Consider the following 22,897-nt stretch of genomic DNA (forward strand, 5'->3'; position numbering starts at 1 on the left):
CTGTAGAAAGGTCTTTGTGAGCTTTTTCGCAAGACTCAAGGAAGACCTCGAGGCCGCCCGGTCACACGACCCGGCGGCCCGAGGTTCTTTCGAGAACTTTTTTGCATACTCCGGCCTGCATGCCATCTGGGCGCACCGGCTGACCCACAAGTTGTGGCAGCGGCCGGGGCTGCGTTTCCCTGCCCGGCTGATTTCGCAGCTGGCCCGTTTCCTGACCGGCATCGAGATCCATCCCGGTGCAACCATCGGGCGCAGGTTCTTCATCGACCACGGCATGGGCGTTGTGATCGGCGAGACCGCGGAGATCGGCGAGGACGTCATGATCTACCACGGTGTGACGCTCGGCGGCCGCTCCCTCGCGAAGGTCAAGCGCCACCCGACCATCGGGGACCGGGTGACAATCGGGGCCGGTGCGAAGGTCCTTGGACCCATCACGATCGGTGCCGACAGCGCAGTGGGCGCGAACGCCGTCGTCGTGAAGGACGCACCGCCCGAGTCGATCATTACAGGCATCCCGGCCACATGGCGGCACCGCGATGCCAAGTCCGAGACCAAGCCTGCCGTGGATCCGGCCGAGTACTACATCGAGTACCGGATCTAGACCGGAAACCTGCCATAGATGCCCCTTAGCAGGGCATCGAAGGCGCGGTCCGGCAGGATCCGCCTCAGCGCCAAAATGGAACCCGCTCCCCGGCCCGCCGGGTAGCGGGTTTTCGGTTTTCCGGAACTTGCCGCGCGGAGGATCGCACGGGCGGCGGCCCGCGGCGAAGAGGCCAGCATCGTCCCCTCGGTACTTGCCAGCGCGGCAGCCATCATCCGCGCCTGGCCGGCATAGGGCCCTTGCCCGGAGGAAGCCAGGAGGTACTCCCCTGCGATCCGGCCCCATTCCGAGGCAGTGCCGGAGGGCTGGATGATCGACACCGAAATGCCGTGCGGCGCGAGTTCCAGGCGCAGGGAATCACTCAGACCCTCGACGGCGAACTTCGTGGCGTGGTACCAGGAGCCAAGCGGTTCGTAGATGCGGCCACCGATCGAAGAGATGTTGATGATCCTGCCCTTTCCGGCCTGCCGCATCCCCGGAACGACCAGCTGCGTCATCCGCGCCATCCCGAAGAGGTTGACCTCGAACTGGCGCCGTCCTTCGTCCAGCGGGACTTCCTCGAGCGAGCCGTAGGACCCGTAGCCGGCATTGTTGACCAGGACATCCACCCGGCCGTGCGCGGCCTCGACCTCCGATACGGCGGCCGTCATGGACGCATCGTCCGTGACGTCGAGGGCGAGGACCCGGATTCCGTGGGCCTTGAGCGGTTCCATCCTGCCAGTCCGGCGGGCACCGGCGTAGACCGTGAAGCCGGACCGGGCCAGGAGGATGGCGGCCTCGTGGCCGATCCCGGTGGATGCTCCGGTCACGAACACGACTCCTGGCACCATGGAAGCTCCTCGACTCAGGCCGCGGGCAGGCCCGCGGCGGCTGCGGTGGCGGCACGGCAAAGGCCGGCCCTCCCCAGTATCGGGGAACGGCCGGCCCTTGTCAGGAGCAGAGCGGGGCAGCAGGCTAGTGGGTGTCCACGGCCTCGACCTCGGACTTGTCCTCGCCCCACAGGGTGTGGAAGGTACCCTCGGCGTCGACGCGGCCGTAGGTGTGGGCACCGAAGAGGTCACGCTGGCCCTGGATCAGGGCTGCTGCGACGCGCTTGCGGCGCAGGCCGTCGTAGTAAGCCAGGGAGGACGAGAAGACCGGAACCGGGATACCCAGCTGCACGGCAGTGGCGACCACGCGGCGCCAGGCCGGAAGAGCCTCGGCGATGGCCTTGGTGAAGGCCGGGGCGAACAGCAGGTTGGCCGGCTTCTCCTCGGCTGCGTAGGCCTTGGTGATGTCCTTGAGCAGTTCTGCACGGATGATGCAGCCTGCGCGCCACAGCGAGGCGATCTCGTCCAGCTTGAGCTCCCAGCCGTATTCCTTCGCGGCGGAGGTCAGCATGTCCAGGCCCTGGGCGTAGGAGACCAGCTTGGAGGCGTACAGCGCCTGGCGGACGTCCTCCACGAAGGTTGCCGGGATTTCGACCGAGGCTTCCTCGCCGGCCAGCAGTTCCTGGCCGAGCTTGCGCTGCTCGCTCTGCGAGGAGAGCCCGCGGGCGAAGACTGATTCGGCGATGCCGGAGATCGGCGAACCGAGTTCGAGGGCAGAAATGACCGTCCAGCGGCCGGTGCCCTTCTGGCCTGCGGCGTCCACGACGACGTCGACGAACGGCTTCCCGGTCTTGGCGTCGACGTGGCCGAGGACCTCGGCGGAGATTTCGATCAGGAAGGAGGACAGCTCGCCCGTGTTCCATTCGGCGAAGATCTTGGACTGTTCTGCCGGCTCGATGCCTGCGCCCGAACGCAGGAGGTCGAAGGCTTCGCCAATGACCTGCATGTCGGCGTACTCGATGCCGTTGTGGACCATCTTGACGAAGTGGCCGGCGCCGTCGGTGCCGATCCAGGCACAGCAGGGCTCGCCGTCGACCTTGGCGGAGATCTTTTCCAGCAGCGGGCCGAGGGCCTTGTAGGATTCCTTGGAGCCGCCGGGCATGATGGACGGGCCGTTGAGGGCACCTTCCTCACCGCCGGAAACACCGACGCCCACGAAGTGGAGGCCCTTTTCGGCGAGGGCAGCTTCGCGGCGGCGGGTGTCCTCGTAGTGCGAGTTGCCGGCGTCGATGACGATGTCGCCTTCTTCAAGCAGCGGCACAAGCTGGTCGATGACGGCGTCGACCGGCTTGCCGGCCTTCACCATGATGAGGACGCGGCGCGGCTTCTCCAGGGAGTCAACGAGTTCCTGCAGGGTCTCGGTGCGGACGAAATCGCCTTCGGAGCCGTGCTTTGCAAGAAGGGCGTCGGTCTTCTCGACGGAGCGGTTGTGGAGGGCAACAGTGAAGCCGTTGCGGGCCAGGTTGCGGGCCAGATTGGCGCCCATCACCGCAAGGCCGGTGACACCGATGTGTGCTGACATCAAAACTCCAATTCTTCTTGTGCAGTGAGTCCTGCCCGGGGCGCAGGAAACGTTTTCTAGCGCAATCGCTGCAATAAACCATACGTATTTGACGGCCTTCGCGAAAGTTTCCGCAGAGGATCCGGAAACGTCCGCGTCACAAAAGAGTCTATGATGCACGCGCCCCGGCCGCCTCCCGGCGGAAGTAACAAAGGAGCCCCTGCCGTCGCCACTATGCTTACGACTATGTCAACCAGTCTCCACCACCGCGCCGTCGAGCATCTGGGCGCCAGGATTGTCGGCGGGGTCCTTCCCGCCGGCCACGTCATGCTGGCCGAGCAGCTTGAAGAGGAACTCAAAGTCTCCCGTTCGGTGGTCCGGGAGGCGGTCCGCGTGCTTCAGTCGCTCGGGCTGGTGGAGACGATCAAACGGGTGGGCATCCGGGTCCTCCCGGCGCACCGCTGGAACCCCTTCGATCCGCTCGTCATCCGGTGGCGGCTTGCCGGCGAAGGCCGCGGGGCGCAGTTGCGCTCGCTCGCCGAGCTGCGGTCCGCCGTCGAGCCTGCCGCCGCCGAGCTCGCCGCCCGGAACGCCCCCCAGAAGCTGCGCAGTGAACTGGTCGACATTTCCCTGGCCATGCGCGACGCCGGGCACGCCGGGGACATGCCCGCCTTCCTGGAACTGGACATCCGTTTCCACGCACTGGTCCTGTCCGGCTCCGGCAATGAAATGTTCGCGAACCTGATCGGCCAGGTCTCCGAGACCCTGACCGGCCGTACCGTCCACGGTTTGATGCCGGCCCACCCGGAAGAAGCGGCCCTGCAGTGGCACATGGACGTCGCCCGGGCCATCGCGGACGGGGATGGCGAAAAGGCCCGCGAGGCGGCCTCGAGCATCATGCGCGAGACCATTGCGGACCTTTCGCCAAGTTGGGAAGACCAGCCTCGGGTATTCGTCCCCGTGGAACGGAAGTAACTTCCCGCTACGAAGCCGTGTCAAGAGACAGGGGCGAAGTCCAGCAGGACCTTTCCCGACTGTGCCGAATTCTTCGCCACTTCGAAGGCTTCCAGGCCGCGGTCCAGGGTGTATTCGTGAGTCACCACGGGATCAACCTGCAAAGAACCGTCCGCCAGTGCCGCGATGACCTCATCGATTTCATCGTTGAAGCGGAAGGAACCCAGCAGTTCCAGTTCCCGGGTGATGGCCAGGGAGATGAACACCGGTTGCGGTCCGGTGGGCAGCAGGCCGACCATGACCACCTTGCCGCCGCGTACGGTGCCCTTGATCGCCGAGGCCAGCCCGAAGTGGCTGCCCGAGGATTCGATGACGACGTCGGCCTCCACCGCGGCGATTGCCTCGGCGTCGTCGCCCTTGAGGACTTCGTCGGCGCCCACGGCGCGGGCGATTTCCAGGGGCTTGTCGTGCATGTCGACGGCCACGATCCTGCCTGCCCCGGCCCGCTTGAGCACGGCGACCGCCAGGGCGCCGATCGGGCCGCTGCCGATGACCATCGCCGTCCTGCCCGCGACGTCGCCGGCACGGGCAACCGCGTGCCAGGCCACGCTGGCCGGTTCCACCAGGGCGGCCGTGCGCAGCGGCAGGCTTTCGGGAAGCGCACGCAGCATGCGTGAAGGGAGGGTGGCGTAACGGCTGAACGCGCCGTCGGTGTGCGGGAAGCGGGCCGCGCTGCCGAGGTAGGTGCAGCCCGGGGAAAGGTTGGGCCGGTCCTCGGGGTACTTTGCCTCGCCCGGGCCGGGAGTCGCGGGGTGCACGGCGACCGGCGTGCCGGCGGCCGGGCCGCTGCCGTCCGCGGCCTGCCGCACCACGGTGCCGACGATTTCGTGGCCCAGGACCATGGGCGCCTTGAGGATGGATTCGCCGGCCGCGCCGTGCAGCCAGTAGTGCAGGTCGGAGCCGCAGATACCGCCGAAAGCGATTTCGACGACGGTTTCATCCGCTGCCGGGGCCTTCAGGGGCACCTCTTCGATGCGGAGGTCGCCGGCAGCGTGGGCAACAACGGCCAGGCCGGACTGGGGAAGTTCGAAGCCGGACATCAGACCACCACCGTCATTCCGCCGTCGACGAAGATCGTCTGGCCGTTGACGAAGTTGGAAGCGTCGGAGGCCAGCCACACGGCCGGCCCGGCGAGGTCCGCCACGGTCCCCCAGCGGTGCGCCGGAGTCCGGCCGAGGATCCAGGAGTTGAATTCGGGATCGTCCACGAGGTTCTGGGTCATTTCGGTGTGGATGTAGCCCGGGGCGATGCCGTTGATCTGCAGGCCCGAGGCTGCCCATTCGGCGGTCATGGCTCGGGTGAGGTTCCGCAATCCGCCCTTGGCCGCGACGTAAGGGGCGATCGTGGGACGGGCGAGGTCGGTCTGCACCGAGCAGATGTTGATGATCTTGCCGCGGCCGCGGGGAACCATGTGGCGGGCAGCCTCGCGGCCCACCAGGAAGGCGCTGGTGAGGTCGGTGGTGAGGACGCGCTCCCAGTCCTTGACGTCGAGATCGAGCATCGGGACCCGGTGCTGGATGCCGGCGTTGTTGACCAGGATGTCCAGCGGGCCGACGTTTTCCTCCACCCAGGCAACACCGCGTGCCGCTTCGACATCACTGGTGACGTCGAATGCGCAGCTGTGGATGCGCCCGGGGGCGAAGTCCGCTGCAAGCGCGGCCTCCGCTGCCTTGAGGCGGTCCGGGTTGATGCCATTGAGCACCACGGTGGCGCCGGCGTCGGCCAGGCCGCGGGCAAGGGCGTTGCCGATTCCGCGGCTGGAGCCCGTCACCAGGGCTACGCGCCCGGTGAGGTCGAAGAGTCCACTCATTGCTGTCCTTCTTTTGTGGTGGTGGTTGCGCGGGAGTCGCTGAGGTTTGAGATGGCCTGGCGGACCACTGCGAGGTCCTGGTCGCCGAGGCCCTGCTCGATCAGTTCGCGGTAGAGGCCAACGCCGGCCGAGGCCATGGGTACCGCGGAGCCGGTGGCGGCGGCGCTTTCGAGCACGAAGTTGAGGTCCTTGTGCATGAACTTGGCCGGGCCCGTGGGAACGTAGTCCTTCGCAGCAAGCCGGGGTCCGACGATATCCAGGACCCGGCTTCCGGCCAAGCCGCCGGAGAGCACCTCGAACAGCGCCGCGGCGTCCATGCCGGCACGCTCGGCGAGCTCGGCCGCTTCGGCGAGCGCCGCCGTCGTGGTTCCGACGATCAGCTGGTTGCACGCCTTCGCGAGCGAACCGGCGCCGAGCCCGCCCATGCGGCGGACGGTGGTCCCCATAGCACTGAACAGGGGCAGCAGGCGTTCGAAGTCCGCTTCGCTTGCGCCGGCCATGATAGCGAGCGTGCCGTCCTCGGCGCCCTTGGTGCCGCCGCTGACCGGCGCGTCAATCACCACGGCGTTGCCCGCGCTTGCTTCGTGCACCAGCGCGCCGAACTCGCGTACCGCCGTCGGCGAGACGCTGCTCATGACGACGACGGCGGTCCCGGGGGCGGGCGGTTCCGCGCGCCAGGACTCGAGCAAGGGAGCCGCTGCGTCCCGGATGTACGACAGGTCCGGAAGCATGAAGACGATGACCGGCTGCCCGCGCAGCGCCTCGACCGACTCGGCGCGGTGTCCGCCAAGGGCCACCAGGCTGCTGACCGCGGCCTCCGAGCGGTTCCAGCCCGTCACCTCCCACCCGGCGGCAAGGAGATTGGCGGCCATGGGGAAACCCATGAGCCCCAGGCCGACGAAGCCTGCTTTTTCGGCTGTCATACTCGCGTTGCCTCACTTCTTTGTGTCGTTCCAGCTGCATTTCCACGTAAAAACTGTTCAATATCCTAGCCTCAATTCAGTATGATGAACAGCATGACGACTGATGAACTCACCATCGCGATCGCCGTCCCGCTCGAAGCTGAGTATGTGGAACAGATCCGCGCAATCGATCCCGCCATCACGGTTCTCTACGAACCGGAGCTGCTTCCACCAGAAAGGTTCCCGGCGGATCACTCCGGAGACCCCGCATTCAAGCGCACTCCGGAACAGGAAGAGCGGTACTGGACCATGCTCAACAAGGCGCAGGTCCTCTATGGTTTCCCCAATGAAAACCCGGCCGGGCTGGCCCGCATCGCCCGGAGCAACCCGCACCTGCAGTGGATCCACGCCATGGCCGCCGGCGCCGGCGGCGCCGTGAAGGCCTCCGGGCTCGACACTGCAACCCTGGACAAGTTCAAGGTCACCACCTCCGCCGGAGTGCATGCCCTGCCGTTGGCCGAGTTCGCCGCGCTGGGCATCCTCAATGGCTTCAAGCGCAGCGCAGAACTGGCGCAGGACCAGGCAGCCAAGGTCTGGCCCGAGCTCAGGATCCCTACCAAGCTGGTGAACGGTTCAAAACTGGTCATCACCGGTCTCGGCGAGATCGGCATGGAGACGGCGCGCGTCGCCCGGGCACTCGGCATGCATGTCAGCGGGACCAAGCGGAACGTCGAGGCCATCGACGGCATCGAGGAAGTCGCCACGAACGACGGCCTTGCCGGGCTGCTCGCCACCGCCGACGCCGTCGTCAACACCCTCCCGGGTACGCCGTACACGGAGAAGCTGTTCGACCGCGAGGTCTTCGCTGCCATGAAGCCGGGCACGGTGTTCGTGAACGTGGGACGCGGCACGGTCGTGGACGAAGAGGCCCTGCTCGAAGCACTGGAGAACGGACAAGTCTCCTACGCGTGCCTGGACGTCTTCGCGGTGGAGCCCCTCCCCCAGGACAGCCCCCTCTGGAACCACCCGAAGGTGATGGTCTCGCCGCACACCTCGGCCCTGAGCGCGGCTGAGAACCGGCTGATCGCCGAGCGCTTCTGCAGCAACCTGCGGATCTTCCTGGAGGGCGGCGAAATGCCGCACCTCGTGGATACGGTGCATTTCTACTAAACCTGCTCCATACGGAACGGCCCCGGCGGAGATCCGCCGGGGCCGTTCTGCTTTCCGGACGATGTCGCCTCGGCATCCTTGCATCAAGCGCGTTGAAAGGATGCCCGCACACAAGGATGTCCGCACACAGCGAAGCGGCGGCCCCCGCAAAGGGGGCCGCCGCTTCGACGTGCCTGCAGCTGGGTCCGCTCAGCTGGCATCCTCCAGGACGAGCAGGTCGCGGCCCGCCGTCTCGGGGGTGAAGAAAGTGGCGGCGAAGGAGATCAGCGCCAGGACCAGGGAGTAGATGGCCAGCACCAGCCAGGAGAATCCGGTGGCCGCGAGGAGCGAGGCGCCGATCAGCGGCACCAGGCCGCCGGCAATCACGGCGGAAATCTCGCGGCTCAGGGCGACCCCTGTGAAGCGGTAGCGGGCACCGAAGAGTTCGGGCAGCAGCGGGCACTGCGGACCGAGCATGGACTGCACGCCCAGGGCGATGCCGACCACCATGACCGCCCAGACGAGCGTCGGGTTGCCGAGCGTCACCAGGTAGAAGGCTGGCAGGGCGATGACCGCCTGGAACAGGGCGCCGTAACGGTAGACCCGCACGCGGCCGAAGCGGTCGGAGAGCGCACCGAAGGTGACCACCATGACGGCGGCGAAACCTGCGGCGATCAGCAGCCCGACCGGGCCGATGAACTTGTCGCCCGGGAAGATGCCTTCCTTGGCCGACAGGAACGCAATGAGCAGGGCCGAGTAGATCGAGGAGTTTCCGTTCTCGCCCATGCGCAGGCCGATGCCGACCAGCACGTTCTTCTTGGAATGCTTCCAGAGCTCGCCCACCGGGTTCTTGACCACGTTCTTGTGCTTCTCCAGCTCCTGGAAGACCGGGGTCTCCTTGAGCTTGAGCCGGATGAAGACGGCCACGACGATCAAGATGACGCTGGCCAGGAACGGCACGCGCCACAGCCAGCCCTCGAGGACCGCCTTGTCCGCAAGCGCGATCAACGCGAACGTTCCCGCACCGAGCAGGGTGCCCAGCTGGATGCCGACGAACGGCAGGGACGCAAAGAAACCACGACGGCGGCGCGGGGCCACTTCCGAGATCAAGGTGGTTGCGCCGGCCTGCTCCGCGCCGGCGCCGAGGCCCTGCACGATGCGCAGGGTGACCAGCAGGACAGCGCCGAGCATGCCCGCCTGCTCGAAGGTGGGCAGGAGGCCGATGGCGAAACTGGCCAGGCCCATCATGCCGATGGTCAGCAGGAGCACCATCTTGCGGCCGAAGCGGTCGCCGATGTAGCCGAAGATGATGCCGCCGAACGGTCGGGCCGCGAAGCCGACGCCATAGGTGGCGAAGGAGGCGATCAATGCGCCCGTGTCGCCCAGCGGCTTGAAGAACAGCGGCCCGAAGATCAAGGCCGAAGCCAGGCCGTAAATGTAGAAGTCGTAGTACTCCAGGGCGGAGCCCACGGAACTGGCAAGCGTGGCTTTCCGTAGCTGGCCCGGATCGACGACCGCGTCATCCGGACCGGCAAGCACTGTCTTAGTACGAATGGTCACAAGCACTCCCTCAGGAACATCCAGGCCCCCGTTGGCCTGGGCATAGCGTCAGCAACCGTGGCGCGAATCACTATACTGAACAGCGTACAGCAAGTTGAACAATGTTCAAGAGGTGTAATCTGATTTATTTTCGGATCAGCCCATGGGGTTGCCCAGGGAATGGGCAAGCTCCTTGAGTTCCTTGACCATCAGGTCACCCTGCTCTTCGGAATACGTCGCCTTGAGGGATGTCACGGAGAGGCCGAGACTGGGGCCGTGCGCGCCATGGGTCGGCACCGGCACGGCGAGGCAGACCACGCCAAGGGTGGATTCCTCGTCCTCGAAGGCGAAGCCTCGGCGGCGGATCTCGGCCACCTGGGCCTTCAGTTCGGCCGCGGAACGCAAGGACTTCGGCGTCATGACCGGGAGCTCAAGGTCGTCCGGGAACATTGCCTCAATGTCGTGGTCGTGCAACTGGGCCAGCAGGGCCTTGCCCACGGCGCACAGTGAAAGCGGCATCTTGTCGCCGATGTTTGACGTCAGCCGGACGGCCGGGTGGCCCTCGTAGCGGGCCAGATAGATGACGTGGTCGCCGTCGCGCATGGCGATGCGCACGGTCTCGCCGGAGAGCGTCGGCGCCTGCTCGCAATACTTGTAGAACTCCTGGACCTCATCAAGCCGGCTCAAGTAGGCGGCGCCCAGCTCTACGAGCTTGCGGCCGAGCGAGAAGTCGGCGCCCTCGCGCGTGATCAGGCGGGCTTCCTCGAGTGCCAGCAGGAGATTGGAGGTGGATGACTTCGGTATGCCCAGTTCGCGTGCCAGGTCACTAAGCGTCAGTCGGCCCGACGGCGCCGCAGCCAAGGCGTCCAGCACGGCGGCCGCCCGGGTCACCGCGGGAGCCGGCGAGGAACCCCCCGGGCTCTCGGCGGAACGGGAAGCGCGGGAATCGGCCATGACTCTCCTTGACGGTGACTGGTCCGGAATGAACGAAACCCGCGACGAGCCTGCCTCGTGACGAGCTTGTTCAGTCCAGTGAACACGTCCCATCATAGTGGCTTCACGGCCGATACGCTCCGGGTCGGCTGGAAAACGGGACGCTTCCCAATCCAAGGAATTCACTGTATATTCATTTTCGAGCTCTCCACCGCGGCATCCCCCAATAGTCGCGGTGGAGAGCTCTTCCATTTTGAGGACGGTGTCCGGCCAAGAATCCGGGCATGAAAGAAGCCCGCCATTCCTGCCGCAGCGGCGTGAATGACGGGCTTTCCTTGGTGGGTCCTACCGGGATCGAACCGATGACATCCACGGTGTAAACGTGGCGCTCTACCAGCTGAGCTAAAGACCCAAAGTGCGCTCCGGCCGGGCTTCCCCCGCCGAACCAACGAACATAGACTCTACCCGATCCGGCTGCCGGAAAGCGAATCGCCGCCCCGTTCGGAAAGCGAATCGCCGCCCCGTTCGGAAAGCGCCGGGGCTGCGTGCGCTCAGGCAGGATCCGGCAGTTCTTCGGCGAGCCACGACAGGGCGGCGCTGACCCCGGCGTCGATTTTCAGCTCGGCCATGCCATCCCCGCGGGTCGTTCCCCTGTTGATGATCACCACGGGCTTGCCCGCCTTGGCCGCGTGGCGTACAAAGCGCAACCCGCTCATGACTGTCAGCGACGAGCCCGCCACCAGCAGGGCCCCGGCGTCATCGACCATCGCATACGCGCGTTCCACCCGGTCCTTGGGCACGTTCTCGCCGAAATAGACGAAGTCCGGCTTCAGCACCCCTCCGCACACCGGGCACACAGCAACAACGAAACTGCGGATCAGCTCCGCATCTTCAACGACGGCGTCGGCGTCCGGCGCTGTCTCAATGGCACCGGCGGCTTCCGCAGCCTCCATGAACCCGGGGTTGATCTCCTCAAGGATTCCGGCGAGCAGCTTCCGGCTGAAGGCGTGGCCGCGGTCCAGGCACACCACTCGGTCATAGCGGCCGTGGAGGTCCACCACGTTCCGGCTGCCGGCGTCTTCGTGCAGCCGGTCCACGTTCTGTGTGATCAGCCCGGTAATGAGGCCGCGTTCTTCCAAGCGGGCGACGGCGAAATGGCCGGCATTCGGGTCGGCGTGCCGGAGCCGGGACCAGCCGATGTGGTTGCGCGCCCAATAACGCCGGCGGTTGTCCGCGCTGCCGACGAATTCCTGGTACGTCATGGGCTTGCGGGGCGCAGCCCCCGGGCCGCGGTAGTCAGGAATGCCCGAATCCGTGCTCAGGCCCGCCCCGGTGAGCACAGCCAGGCGTTTCCGGCCGAGGATTTCAGCGGCCTGCCGCACCGCCGGAAGGTCTTCCGCCGCCAAGGGAGCCGTTCCGGCCGGAGCCAGGCTGGCCAGTCCGGTTGTTCCGATCCCGGGGCGGTGTCCGTCCATCGCTTTCAGTCCGCGCGTTCTCAGGCAGTGCCGAGTCCGGCAAGGGCCGCGCGGTATTCGGCCAGGTCCCGCGCCTGCCCCCGGGGATTCACCACGACATAGCGGATGATGCCTGCGCCATCGATGATGAAAGTGCCGCGCAGGGCCATGCCTGTGCCGCCGTCGAACACTCCATATTTCCGCGCGACATCGCCGTGCGGCCAGAAATCGGCAAGCAGTTCGAAACTGTAGCCTTCCTTCTCCGCGTAGGCGCGCTGGGCAAACTTGCTGTCCACCGAAACGCCCAGGACTGTCGCGTTGGCGTCCTCGAATACGGCCAGGTTGTCCCGGATCTCGCAGAGCTCGCCGGTGCAGATTCCGGAGAAGGCGAACGGGTAGAAGACGACGACGACGTTGCGTCCGCGGAGACTCGAGAGCCGCACCGGTTCGCCGTATTGATTGACGAGCTCAAAATCGGGGGCTTCCTCACCGACTCCTGGAACACCCTGAAACAAATCCGCCCGGCCGGCCCGGGAGAGCGTCACTTGTTCTTCTTCCGGGCGACGAGGCGGGTGGCGCTCCAGTCCTTGGAAACTCCCGCAGAGGTGGTGCAGTGCAAGCCGGCAGTGGGCGCGGCGTCCTGGATCTCGGAAGGGGAAACGTGGTTCGGACGGCCGGACTTGGGGGTAAGGACCCACACCACGCCACCCTCGCTCAGGGTCGTCTGGGAGTCCACCAGGGCATCAACGAGATCGCCGTCGCCGTCGCGCCACCAGAAGATCACGGCATCCACGACTTCGTGGTCGTCCTCGTCGAGGAGTTCGGAGCCTGTCAGCTCCTCAATATCGTCACGCAAGTCGAAGTCGACATCATCGTCGTAACCGAACTCTTGAATCAGATCCCCGTCCTTGAAACCCAATCTTTCCGCCACATTTACCGATGTGGCGGCGTCGGCCTCGCTCACGTTTTCCTCCTCTGAAGTGATTTCGATTACTACCAGCCAACACCCTTTGTGTGCCTGCTTCAAGCCATTATCGCCCGAGGAACCCGATTCCGTGTCACCGCCACTGCGGCAAAAGCAGGGCGAATCCTCGGTCACATCACGCTTAAAGGGCCCGCGCGGCTACGCATCCCAGCATCGACAAAGCTACAGTGGCCAGTGAGCACTTCGGCTGCAGGGCAACCGCCCCGTGAATGCGCAGCCGTTGCTCAAGAGAACCTGCCCGGCATACCTGACCGGGCTGTTGTAACCGAGATGTCGCACACGACGCGTTCATGACAGGCAGTTACCCTGCCGGACTTGAGGCGCCGCTACGTGCGCCAAAAGAGAGGTTGGACGTGGCTGCAGGAGAAGAGACCTCACACATCCTCAGCGGGTTGACTGCCCAGCTGCCTGATCGTGATCCGGAAGAGACCGCGGAATGGATTGAGTCCCTGGACACCTTGATCAAGGAGCAGGGAACCGAACGCGCGCAGTACATCATGCGCAGCCTGTTGCAGCGCGCCGGCGCGCAGTCCGTGGGAGTACCCATGGTCACGACGACGGACTATGTAAACACCATCCCGGCTGACCAGGAAGCGCAGTTCCCGGGCAACGAAGAATTCGAACGCCGGTACCGGGCGTACATGCGCTGGAATGCAGCAGTGATGGTGCACCGCGCACAGCGCTCGGACATCGGCGTGGGCGGACACATTTCCACTTATGCCGGCGCCGCCACATTGTACGAAGTCGGTTTCAACCACTTCTTCCGCGGCAAGGACCACCCGTCCGGCGGCGATCAGGTGTTCTTCCAGGGACACGCTTCCCCCGGCATGTATGCCCGCGCCTTCATGGAAGGACGCCTGAGCGAAGAAGACCTCGACGGTTTCCGCCAGGAGAAGTCCAAGGAGGGCCATGCGCTGTCCTCCTACCCGCACCCGCGCCTGATGCCGACCTTCTGGGAGTTCCCCACGGTCTCCATGGGCATCGGCCCCATGAACGCCATCTACCAGGCACAGGCCAACCGCTACCTGCAGGGCCGTGGTATCAAGGACACCTCCGAGCAGCAGGTCTGGGCTTTTCTGGGCGACGGCGAGATGGACGAGCCCGAATCGCGCGGCCTGCTCCAGCTCGCCGCCAACGAGAACCTGGACAACCTGAACTTCGTCATCAACTGCAACCTGCAGCGCCTGGACGGACCCGTCCGCGGCAACGGCAAGATCATGCAGGAACTCGAGGCGTTCTTCCGCGGTGCCGGCTGGAACGTGATCAAGGTCGTCTGGGGCCGTGAGTGGGACGATCTGCTCGCCCAGGACTCCGACGGTTCCCTCGTGAACATCATGAACGAGACCCTCGACGGCGACTACCAGACCTACAAGGCCGAGTCCGGCGGATTCGTCCGCGAGCACTTCTTCGGCAAGACGCCGGCCACGAAGGACATGGTTGCCGACTTCTCGGACGAGCAGATCTGGCAGCTCAAGCGGGGTGGGCACGACTACCGCAAGGTTTACGCCGCCTACAAGGCTGCAACCGAGTTCAAGGGCAAGCCCACGGTCATCCTCGCCAAGACCGTCAAGGGCTACGGCCTGGGTCCGCACTTCGAGGGCCGCAACGCGACCCACCAGATGAAGAAGCTGACGCTCGAGGACCTGAAGGCCTTCCGCGACTACCTGCGCATCCCGATCACGGACGAGCAGCTCGAAGCCGACCCGTACCGTCCCCCGTACTACCACCCGGGCATGGACGCTCCGGAGATCAAGTACCTCATGGAGCGCCGTGCGGAGCTGGGCGGTTTCCTTCCGGAGCGCCGTTCCAAGCACAGCGAGGTCACCCTGCCGGACGCCAAGTCCTACGAGGTTGCCAAGCGTGGTTCGGGCAAGCAGCAGGCGGCCACCACCATGGCCTTCGTGCGCCTGCTCAAGGACCTCATGCGCGACAAGAACTTCGGCGCGCGCTTCGTCCCGGTGGTTCCGGACGAATCCCGCACCTTCGGCATGGACGCCTTCTTCCCGACGGCGAAGATCTATAACCCGAAGGGCCAGAACTACCTGTCCGTGGACCGCGACCTTGTGCTCGCGTACAAGGAGTCCCCGGCCGGCCAGCTGATCCACCCGGGCATCAACGAGGCCGGTGCCGTGGCGGCATTCACCGCGGCCGGCACCTCGTACGCCACCCACGGCGAACCGCTGGTTCCGATCTACGTGTTCTACTCGATGTTCGGTTTCCAGCGCACGGGCGATTCCTTCTGGGCCGCGGCGGACCAGATGACCCGTGGCTTCATCATCGGCGCCACCGCAGGACGCACCACCCTTACCGGTGAAGGCCTGCAGCACGCCGACGGCCACTCCCCTATCCTGGCCTCTACCAACCCGGCAGTGGTCACCTACGACCCCGCCTACGGCTACGAAATCGGCCACATCGTCCGTGACGGCCTGGAGCGCATGTACGGACCGGATTCGGCTGACCGCAACCTCATGTACTACCTGACCGTGTACAACGAGCCGATCGTCCAGCCGGCCGAACCGGAAGACCTCGACGTCAACGGCCTCCTCAAGGGCATCTACCGGCTGGCCGCCGCCACCAACGGCTCCACGGACCGTCCGAAGGCCCAGATCCTCGCCTCCGGCGTTTCGGTGCCGTGGGCCCTGGAAGCCCAGCGCATCCTGGACGAAGACTGGAACGTGGCAGCCGACGTCTGGTCCGTCACCTCCTGGAACGAACTGCGCCGCGACGGCCTTGCCGCCGAGGAGCAGGCCTTCCTGAACCCGGGCGAAGCCGCCCAGGTGCCGTTTGTCACCCGGCAGCTTGCCGGTGCCGAAGGCCCCGTTGTTGCCGTTTCGGATTACATGAAGGCTGTGCCGGACCAGATCCGCCAGTTCATCCCGAACGACTTCGCGGCCCTCGGCGCCGACGGCTTCGGTTTCTCGGACACCCGTGCCGCGGCCCGTCGTTTCTTCAAGAACGACACCCACTCGATCGTCGCCAAGACCCTCCAGCTGCTCGCACAGCAGGGCAAGGTCGATTCCTCGGCTCCGGGCCTGGCCATCGAGAAGTACCGTCTGCTCGACGTCAACGCAGGAACCACCGGCGGCGCCGGCGGCGACAGCTAGGCACCCGGCAACACCCAGGCGGCGGCCCCACGGGAAGGTGGGGCCGCCGTCGGGCGTTTAAGGGGGCTTCCCGGCGGGAAGCGGTCCCGGGCGGAAACCTGCGGTACCGGCTTGTAGCCTTCGCACAAATGGAGCTTGCACGGCGGGGGCCTTATGCTCAAGGAATGGCAGAGCCCACCCCTACCTCCGCGAAACGCAAGGCGCCATCGCGTGCGGTCTCCCCCGAAAAAGCCGAAACCCTCAAACGGCTCCGCGCGAATGTCGGCCAGCTGTCCACCACCACCATGCGCCAGCTCGAGAAATCCCTTCCGTGGTACACCCGGTTGAGCGCTGACGAACGCTCGGCGCTGGGACTGGTGGCCCAGAACGGCATCGCGGCGTTCGTCACCTGGTACGAACGACCGAGCTCGCCCTCCTGGATCCTCACCGACGTCTTCGGCAACGCTCCCACCGAGCTCACCCGCTCGATCAGCCTGCAGAAGGCCCTGCAGCTGATCCGGATCGTGGTGGAAGTCGTGGAGAACCAGGTCCCGGTGATCGCGCCGGAACCCGACCAGCCGTCCCTGCGCGAAGCGGTGCTGCGCTACTCCCGCGAAGTGGCCTTCGCTGCCGCCGACGTCTACGCCCGCGCCGCGGAATCCCGCGGCTCCTGGGACACCCGGCTCGAAGCCCTGATTGTCGACGCGATCCTGCGCGGCGAGAACACCGACGCGCTGAGATCCAGGATCGCCGCCCTGGGCTGGAAGGCCCAGGAACGGTTTACCGTAATGGTCGGCAATTCACCCTCCGAACCCAGCGCGAGCTACGTCAGCGAACTGCGCCGCACCGCCGGCCGCTTCGCCGAGGACGCCCTGGTGGGCATCCAGGGCGACCGGTTGATCCTGATCCTCGGCGGCGTCCAGGACCGTGACACCGCCTACCTGAAACTGAGCGAACTGTTCGCCCCGGGTCCAGTGGTCTACGGGCCTGAGGCCGGCTCGCTGCTGGAAGCGAGCAGTTCGGCGCAGGCAGCATTTGCCGGGCTCACCGCTGCGCGTGCCTGGCCGTCGGCCCCGCGGCCGGTCGCGGCCGACGACCTCCTGCCCGAACGCGTGGTGTCCGGCGACGACGCCGCCCGCCGCTCGCTCATCAAGAACATCTACCGGCCGCTCATCGCCGCCTCCAATGGGCTGGTCGAGACGCTCGGAACCTACCTTGAACTGGGCCATTCGCTCGAAGCCACGGCCCGGGAGCTGTTCGTCCATGCCAACACAGTGCGGTACCGGCTCAAGCGGGTCTGCGATGTGACCGGGTGGGATCCGCTGCTTCCGCGCGAGGCCTTCGTGCTCCAGACGGCCCTGGTGGTAGGCCGTTTGTCCACCCCGCCGAAGGCGTCTCCGGAGCGTCATGGTTCCCGGAACGGGAACTGAGTCGTTGTAGACTTCCTACAAACCGTCCCAGTGAGCTTGGTGTACGAAAACACCGTTGGATCACGCAGCAATTTGGAAAGCTGGTTACGTGCTTGCAATCGTCTGCCCTGGACAGGGCTCGCAAACCCCTGGATTCCTGGCCCCGTGGCTTGAGCTGCCTTCCGTGGAGGGCCATCTGGCTGCTCTGAGCGAGATCGCCGGAATCGACCTCAAGGCCCACGGCACCACCTCGGATGAGGAGACCATCAAGGACACCGCCGTTGCGCAGCCCCTGATCGTCGCGGCCGGGCTGGTCGCCGCAAAGTCCTTGTTCGACGTCGAACTCAACACGCTGCCGGTGGTCCTGGCCGGGCACTCGGTCGGCGAGATCACGGCTTCCGCCCTCGCCGGGGTGCTCAGCGAAGACGACGCGATGACGTTTGTGCGCGAACGCGCCAACAACATGGCAGCCGCCGCGGCCGTCACCCCCACCGGCATGAGTGCCGTCGTCGGGGGCGATCCGGCCGAGGTCCTGGCGGCCATCGAGGCTTCCGGCGCAGCACCGGCCAACGTGAACGGCGCGGGCCAGACCGTCGCCGCGGGAACTTTCGAACAGCTCCAGGCCCTCGCCGACAACCCGCCGCCCAAGGCCCGGGTCATCCCGCTCAAGGTAGCCGGCGCCTTCCACACGGCCCACATGGCACCTGCCGTGAGCGCCCTCGAAGCGCTGCGCCCGTCCCTGAAGCCGCAGGCTCCTTCCGTCCCGCTGCTGTCGAACTTCGACGGCGGCGAGGTCACCGACGGCGATGCCGCCGTCGCCAGCCTGATCGCCCAAGTATCCCGCCCGGTCCGGTGGGACCTCTGCATGGAACACCTGGTGCAGCGCGGCGTCACCGGCCTGATCGAGCTGGCCCCGGCAGGCACCCTTGCCGGCCTGGCCAAGCGCGGCATGCCCGGCGTCAAAACCGTTGCCGTGAAGACCCCGGACGACTTGTCCGCGGCGCTGGCCCTCTTCGCAGAGCTTGAGGCCAGCGCATGAGCGCCCCGGCCCTGAAGCAGGCTCCTGTCAACGAGTTCTCCCGGATCCTTGGCATCGGCGCCTACCGGCCCGACGTCATCGTCACCAACGACGACGTCTGCCAGTGGATCGACTCCTCCGACGAGTGGATCCGCCAGCGGACAGGCATCGTCACCCGGCACCGGGCGCCCGAGGGTGTCAGCGTGATCGACATGGCCGAAGGTGCTGCCCGCGAAGCCCTGGAGCAGGCGGGCATCGAAGCCTCGCAGCTGGGCGCCGTGATCGTCTCCACCGTGACGCACCCCTTCGCCACTCCGTCCGCAGCCGCCGCGCTGACCGACCGGCTCGGCGCGACGCCGGCTGCCGCCTTTGACATCTCGGCCGCCTGCGCGGGCTACTGCTACGGCATCGCCCAGGGTGATGCCCTGGTCCGCTCCGGCGCGGCAGAGTATGTCTTGGTAATCGGTGCCGAGAAGCTCTCGGACGTCATCGACAACCACGAGCGCACCATTTCCTTCCTGCTCGGCGACGGCGCCGGTGCGGTCGTCATCGGGCCTTCCGACACCGCGGGCATCGGCCAGTCGGTCTGGGGTTCGGACGGCAGCAAGTGGAACGCCATCGGGATGACCCACTCCCTCGACGAGGTCCGCAAGCTCGGCGAATCCGCGCGGCATTCGGACGAGACGGACGACCTCGCCATCATCTCGGCGACCCAGGACGTCTGGCCCACACTGCGCCAGGACGGGCAGACCGTGTTCCGCTGGGCTGTCTGGGAAATGGCGAAGGTCGCCCAGCAGGCACTGGACGCAGCCGGCATCGAAGCCTCGGACCTCGCGGCATTCGTGCCGCACCAGGCGAACATGCGGATCATCGACGAGATGGTCAAAAAGCTCAAGCTTCCCGAGTCCGTTGTCGTCGCCCGCGACATCGCCGAATCGGGCAATACCTCCGCGGCCTCGATTCCGCTGGCAACGCACCGGCTCCTGCAAGAGAACCCGCAGCTCAGCGGCGGGCTTTCCCTGCAGATCGGTTTCGGCGCCGGCTTGGTCTTCGGCGCCCAGGTGGTGGTCCTGCCGTAACCTAGCTGCGGCAGGCATGGAACGAACATGACCTTGACAACCAAGCCGTAACCGCGGTTTGCCCCGTTTCCGGCATAGCCGGCACAACAAGAAAAGGAGCCAACAATGGCTAGCAACGAAGAAATCCTGGCCGGCCTGGCTGAAATCGTCAACGAAGAAACCGGCCTGGCTGCAGACGCCGTCGAGCTGGACAAGTCCTTCACCGAGGACCTGGACATCGACTCCATCTCCATGATGACCATCGTCGTCAACGCCGAAGAGAAGTTCGGCGTGCGCATCCCGGACGAAGAGGTCAAGAACCTGAAGACCGTCGGCGACGCCGTCAACTTCATCGCGAACGCACAGGCCTAGTCCTGCCTTCCAGCTGTGCCGGGCCCGGGTGCACCGCCATCCCGCGCCCGGCACAGCCGCAGTACCAAAGTTTTCCTGCCCTGCGAAGAACCGCAGCCGAGCAGGCTGATTTCCGACAGAGAGTGATCGCATGGCACGCAAAGTAGTCATTACCGGTCTGGGGGCCACCACTCCCATCGGTGGCGACGTTCCCACAATGTGGAAGAACGCGCTGAAAGGGGTCTCCGGGGCCCACACGCTCGAGGACGAGTGGGTGGCCAAGTACGACCTTCCCGTCCACTTTGCCGCACGGTGCTCGACGCCGGCCCTCGATGTGCTCTCCCGTGTCGAAGCCAAGCGCATGGACCCGTCCACCCAGTTCGGCGTGATCGCGGCCCGTGAAGCCTGGGCCGACTCCGGTATCACGGAGATCGACCATGACCGCCTGGCCGTCGCCTTCGCCACCGGCATCGGCGGCGTCTGGACCCTGCTTGACGCCTGGGACACCCTGAAGGAAAAGGGGCCGCGCCGCGTCCTGCCGATGACCGTGCCGATGCTCATGCCCAACGGCGTGGCCGCTGCGGTCAGCCTGGACCTCGGCGCCCGCGCCGGCGCGCACACCCCGGTGTCCGCCTGTGCTTCCGGAACCGAAGCCCTGCACCTGGGACTGGACCTGATCCGCTCCGGCAAGGCCGACGTCGTCATGTGCGGCGGTGCCGAAGCTGCCATCCACCCGATGCCGCTCGCCGCCTTCTCCTCCATGCAGGCACTCTCCCGCCGCAACGACGACCCCGAGCACGCCTCGCGTCCCTACGACATCGACCGTGACGGCTTCGTGATGGGCGAAGGCGCCGGCGCCCTGGTGCTGGAGGCCGAGGAACACGCCCTCGCCCGTGGTGCCCGGATCTACGGTGAACTGGCAGGCACCTCGGTCACGGCCGACGCCTACCACATCACCGCTCCGGACCCCGAGGGCCTCGGTGCCACCCGTGCCCTGAAGGCCGCCATGTTCGACGGCCGGATCCACGCCGAGGACGTCGTGCACGTCAACGCCCACGCGACGTCCACCCCTGTCGGTGACAAGCCCGAGTACACGGCACTCCGCGCCGCGCTCGGCGCCCACGTCGACAACGTCGCGGTCTCCGCCACGAAGTCCCAGATGGGCCACCTCCTGGGCGCCTCCGGTGCCGTGGAAGCCGTGCTGACCGTCCTGGCTGTGTACGAACGCCAGGCTCCGCTGACCATCAACCTGGAAAACCAGGACCCGGAGATCCCGCTCGACGTCGTCACCTCGGCCCGCAGCCTGCCTGCCGGCGACATCGTGGCCCTAAGCAACTCCTTCGGCTTCGGCGGCCACAATGCCGTCATCGCGGTCCGGAGCGTCTAGCAACCCGGAGCGTCCAGCAGCCGATTCCGGATGTTCTGACGGACACAGGAAGAGGGCCCCGCCGTTGGCGGGGCCCTCTTCCTTGCTATGGAGTGTTTGTTGCCGGGCGAAATGCCCTGATACCTAGCCGACCTGGTGCAGCCAGCGCACAGGGGCCCCTTCGGCGGCGTGGCGAAACGGCTCGAGTTCCTCATCCCAGGCCTCGCCGAGCGCCAGGGAGAGTTCGTGGTACACGGCGGCGGGGTCACCGGCGCCGGATTCGTAGGCGTAGCGGATGCGGTCCTCGCTGACCATGATGTTTCCGTGCACGTCCGTGACGGCGTGGAATATGCCCAGCTCAGGGGTATGGGACCAGCGACTGCCGTCTACGCCCTGGCTGGGCTCCTCGGTGACCTCATAGCGCAGGTGGGCCCAGCCGCGGAGCGTCGAGGCCAACTGGGCGCCCGTGCCCGGGGCACCGACCCACGACAATTCGGCCCGGAACATTCCGGGCGCAGCAGGCTGAGGGGTCCAGTCAAGATCGGTGCGCTTGTCCACGACCGATCCGATGGCCCACTCCACATGCGGGCACAGTGCCGTCGGGGCCGAGTGGACAAACAGGACACCTCGGGTCATTGCAACAGACATTCCATCCTCCATAGCTGTAGGTACGTCTTCCCCAACGACCTCTGCCTGGATAGTTGCCGTGCCGTGACCGGGTATTCGGTGAACCCTGGCGGACTGTATTTCCCAGATTATGAAACTGTATTTTCCCGATTACTAAATTGCGGCCCGGTCATTTACAAGCTTCAAGCAGTGCTTGAAACTTCCGGGACATTGCTTTCATTTTGCCGTACACACCGCTTTTGCGCCAGCGCAGTTTTCCGTCATTTACCGACTGCTCGGGGTTTATGCTCTCGGATGGGCCTGCCGATAGCTTGCCCGGAGCCGCTCCACGGACACATGGGTGTAGATCTGGGTGGTGGCCAGGCTGCTGTGGCCGAGGATTTCCTGGACGGCCCGCAGGTCCGCGCCGCCGTCGAGGAGGTGGGTGGCCGCCGAGTGCCGCAGGGCGTGCGGTCCGGTGGCCGAGGTGTCTCCGAGCCCTTCCAGCAGTCCTTTGACCACGCTGCGTGCCTGACGCTGGTCGAGGCGCCTTCCCCGTGCTCCGAGGAACAGGGCCGGACCGGAATGCGGCGTGGCAAGCTTCGGCCGACCGCGACGGAGCCAATCGTCGACGGCGAGCGCAGCCGGCAGCCCGTAGGGAACCGTCCGTTCCTTGTTGCCTTTGCCCACGACCCGGAGGGTGCGCCGGTCGGCGTCGAGGTCATCAATATCCAGGCCAGCGAGCTCACCGACGCGGATCCCGGTGGCGTACAGCAGTTCCACCAGGGCCCGGTTCCGCAGAGGGACGGGTGCTCCCTCGGATGCGTCCTCGTCGAGCCGGTCAAAGATGCGGCCAAGCTGCCGGCGCTGGAGAACGCCGGGGAGGGATTGCTCCCGTTTGGGTGCCTGCAAGCGGAGAGCGGGATCGGCGGCTATCAGTTCCTCACGCAGGGCCCAGGAGGTGAACGTGCGGATGGTTGCGGCATGGCGGGCCAGGGTTGCCCGGGAGCGTCCTTCCTCGCTTTGCCTGCCAAGCCAGCGGCGCAGCGTACCGAGTTCGAGCCCGGCAAGTGTTTCAACCCCTTCACCGGCGGCGTAAGCGAACAGGCTTTCGAGGTCGGCCAGGTAGGCGCGGACAGTGTGCGCTGAGCGGGCACGTTCACCTTCAAGGTAGCGGCGGAACCCGGCCATTGCTGCCACAAAGGCAGGGGGCACCGGCGGAGCCTGCCGCCCGGGGCCGCTTGCGGCC

General features: G+C 66.2%; 21 protein-coding genes and 1 tRNA gene. 9 read left to right on the plus strand and 13 right to left on the minus strand.

Annotation, left to right across the window (positions count from 1 at the left end):
• The first annotated feature begins 16 nt into the window (after nucleotides 1-16).
• Nucleotides 17-601 (plus strand): serine O-acetyltransferase EpsC, encoded by a 585-nt coding sequence (epsC, locus tag ACN9M4_RS11795; protein WP_426298078.1) that lies wholly within the window; start codon nucleotides 17-19, stop codon nucleotides 599-601.
• On the opposite strand, the gene ACN9M4_RS11800 is transcribed toward epsC, so the two are convergent.
• Nucleotides 598-1,431 carry an oxidoreductase gene (locus tag ACN9M4_RS11800; RefSeq protein ID WP_426298080.1) on the minus strand — a complete coding sequence of 278 codons (834 nt, stop codon included), beginning with the start codon at nucleotides 1,429-1,431 and terminating at the stop codon, nucleotides 598-600. The genes epsC and ACN9M4_RS11800 overlap by 4 nt on opposite strands.
• Before the next feature lie 124 nt (nucleotides 1,432-1,555).
• Entirely contained in the window at nucleotides 1,556-2,992 is a 1,437-nt protein-coding gene (gene gndA, locus ACN9M4_RS11805) for an NADP-dependent phosphogluconate dehydrogenase (RefSeq protein ID WP_426298082.1), read from the minus strand.
• A 225-nt stretch (nucleotides 2,993-3,217) separates the two neighbouring features.
• Here gndA and ACN9M4_RS11810 point away from each other — a divergent pair, with 225 nt between their 5' ends.
• Complete coding sequence (locus ACN9M4_RS11810; RefSeq protein ID WP_426298084.1) at nucleotides 3,218-3,946, plus strand: FadR/GntR family transcriptional regulator; 729 nt, start codon at nucleotides 3,218-3,220, stop codon at nucleotides 3,944-3,946.
• A gap of 20 nt (nucleotides 3,947-3,966) precedes the next feature.
• On the opposite strand, the gene ACN9M4_RS11815 is transcribed toward ACN9M4_RS11810, so the two are convergent.
• From ACN9M4_RS11815 to ACN9M4_RS11825, 3 genes are read right to left on the minus strand one after another with little or no spacing between them, the layout of a single operon-like run.
• The gene (locus ACN9M4_RS11815; RefSeq protein WP_426298086.1) at nucleotides 3,967-5,025 is read right to left on the minus strand and encodes an L-idonate 5-dehydrogenase; all 1,059 of its coding nucleotides are present in this window, start codon (nucleotides 5,023-5,025) and stop codon (nucleotides 3,967-3,969) included.
• Nucleotides 5,025-5,795, minus strand: coding sequence for an SDR family oxidoreductase (locus ACN9M4_RS11820; protein WP_426298088.1), 771 nt, complete (start codon nucleotides 5,793-5,795; stop codon nucleotides 5,025-5,027). Before ACN9M4_RS11820 ends, ACN9M4_RS11815 begins: the two co-directional genes overlap by 1 nt.
• Nucleotides 5,792-6,718 carry an NAD(P)-dependent oxidoreductase gene (locus ACN9M4_RS11825; RefSeq protein ID WP_426298090.1) on the minus strand — a complete coding sequence of 309 codons (927 nt, stop codon included), beginning with the start codon at nucleotides 6,716-6,718 and terminating at the stop codon, nucleotides 5,792-5,794. The genes ACN9M4_RS11820 and ACN9M4_RS11825 overlap by 4 nt, the downstream gene beginning before the upstream one ends.
• An 81-nt stretch (nucleotides 6,719-6,799) precedes the next feature.
• Between ACN9M4_RS11825 and ACN9M4_RS11830 the strand changes: the two genes are divergently transcribed.
• Nucleotides 6,800-7,867, plus strand: a complete 1,068-nt coding sequence (locus ACN9M4_RS11830; RefSeq protein ID WP_426298092.1) for a D-2-hydroxyacid dehydrogenase — start codon at nucleotides 6,800-6,802, stop codon at nucleotides 7,865-7,867.
• Nucleotides 7,868-8,056: 189 nt separating this feature from the next.
• Here the strand turns inward: ACN9M4_RS11830 and ACN9M4_RS11835 are convergent, their stop codons facing one another.
• The 6 genes from ACN9M4_RS11835 to ACN9M4_RS11860 form a co-directional block, all read right to left on the minus strand.
• The gene (locus ACN9M4_RS11835) at nucleotides 8,057-9,406 is read right to left on the minus strand and encodes an MFS transporter (protein WP_426298094.1); all 1,350 of its coding nucleotides are present in this window, start codon (nucleotides 9,404-9,406) and stop codon (nucleotides 8,057-8,059) included.
• Nucleotides 9,407-9,541: 135 nt separating this feature from the next.
• Entirely contained in the window at nucleotides 9,542-10,339 is a 798-nt protein-coding gene (locus ACN9M4_RS11840) for an IclR family transcriptional regulator (protein ID WP_426298096.1), read from the minus strand.
• 315 nt (nucleotides 10,340-10,654) lie between these two features.
• Nucleotides 10,655-10,730, minus strand: a tRNA-Val gene (locus ACN9M4_RS11845).
• 139 nt (nucleotides 10,731-10,869) lie between these two features.
• Nucleotides 10,870-11,793 carry an NAD-dependent protein deacetylase gene (locus tag ACN9M4_RS11850; RefSeq protein WP_426298098.1) on the minus strand — a complete coding sequence of 308 codons (924 nt, stop codon included), beginning with the start codon at nucleotides 11,791-11,793 and terminating at the stop codon, nucleotides 10,870-10,872.
• Between the two features lie 20 nt (nucleotides 11,794-11,813).
• Nucleotides 11,814-12,317, minus strand: coding sequence for a peroxiredoxin (locus ACN9M4_RS11855; protein WP_426298100.1), 504 nt, complete (start codon nucleotides 12,315-12,317; stop codon nucleotides 11,814-11,816).
• Nucleotides 12,314-12,736: a DUF3052 domain-containing protein gene (locus tag ACN9M4_RS11860; protein ID WP_115788735.1), complete on the minus strand. Its 423-nt coding sequence runs from the start codon at nucleotides 12,734-12,736 to the stop codon at nucleotides 12,314-12,316. The genes ACN9M4_RS11855 and ACN9M4_RS11860 overlap by 4 nt, the downstream gene beginning before the upstream one ends.
• A 374-nt stretch (nucleotides 12,737-13,110) precedes the next feature.
• Here ACN9M4_RS11860 and aceE point away from each other — a divergent pair, with 374 nt between their 5' ends.
• From aceE to ACN9M4_RS11890, 6 genes are all read left to right on the plus strand, one after another.
• Nucleotides 13,111-15,861: a pyruvate dehydrogenase (acetyl-transferring), homodimeric type gene (gene aceE, locus ACN9M4_RS11865; protein WP_426298102.1), complete on the plus strand. Its 2,751-nt coding sequence runs from the start codon at nucleotides 13,111-13,113 to the stop codon at nucleotides 15,859-15,861.
• Nucleotides 15,862-16,025: 164 nt separating this feature from the next.
• On the plus strand, nucleotides 16,026-17,270 hold the full coding sequence (locus tag ACN9M4_RS11870) for a PucR family transcriptional regulator (protein ID WP_426298104.1): 1,245 nt from the start codon (nucleotides 16,026-16,028) through the stop codon (nucleotides 17,268-17,270).
• 88 nt (nucleotides 17,271-17,358) lie between these two features.
• Nucleotides 17,359-18,288, plus strand: coding sequence for an ACP S-malonyltransferase (locus tag ACN9M4_RS11875; protein WP_426298106.1), 930 nt, complete (start codon nucleotides 17,359-17,361; stop codon nucleotides 18,286-18,288).
• Complete coding sequence (locus ACN9M4_RS11880; RefSeq protein ID WP_426298108.1) at nucleotides 18,285-19,346, plus strand: beta-ketoacyl-ACP synthase III; 1,062 nt, start codon at nucleotides 18,285-18,287, stop codon at nucleotides 19,344-19,346. Before ACN9M4_RS11875 ends, ACN9M4_RS11880 begins: the two co-directional genes overlap by 4 nt.
• Nucleotides 19,347-19,451: 105 nt before the next feature.
• Nucleotides 19,452-19,697 (plus strand): acyl carrier protein, encoded by a 246-nt coding sequence (locus ACN9M4_RS11885; protein ID WP_070347536.1) that lies wholly within the window; start codon nucleotides 19,452-19,454, stop codon nucleotides 19,695-19,697.
• A gap of 130 nt (nucleotides 19,698-19,827) precedes the next feature.
• Entirely contained in the window at nucleotides 19,828-21,063 is a 1,236-nt protein-coding gene (locus tag ACN9M4_RS11890; RefSeq protein WP_426298111.1) for a beta-ketoacyl-[acyl-carrier-protein] synthase family protein, read from the plus strand.
• Between the two features lie 123 nt (nucleotides 21,064-21,186).
• Here ACN9M4_RS11890 and ACN9M4_RS11895 read toward each other — a convergent pair whose 3' ends face one another.
• Together ACN9M4_RS11895 and ACN9M4_RS11900 are read right to left on the minus strand one after the other, a co-directional pair.
• Entirely contained in the window at nucleotides 21,187-21,690 is a 504-nt protein-coding gene (locus ACN9M4_RS11895) for a DUF3145 domain-containing protein (RefSeq protein ID WP_426298113.1), read from the minus strand.
• A 261-nt stretch (nucleotides 21,691-21,951) separates the two neighbouring features.
• On the minus strand, nucleotides 21,952-22,839 hold the full coding sequence (locus tag ACN9M4_RS11900) for a tyrosine recombinase XerC (RefSeq protein WP_426303461.1): 888 nt from the start codon (nucleotides 22,837-22,839) through the stop codon (nucleotides 21,952-21,954).
• Nucleotides 22,840-22,897: the final 58 nt, after the last annotated feature.

This window comes from Arthrobacter sp. R-11 (assembly GCF_049913155.1).
Lineage (GTDB): Bacteria > Actinomycetota > Actinomycetes > Actinomycetales > Micrococcaceae > Arthrobacter.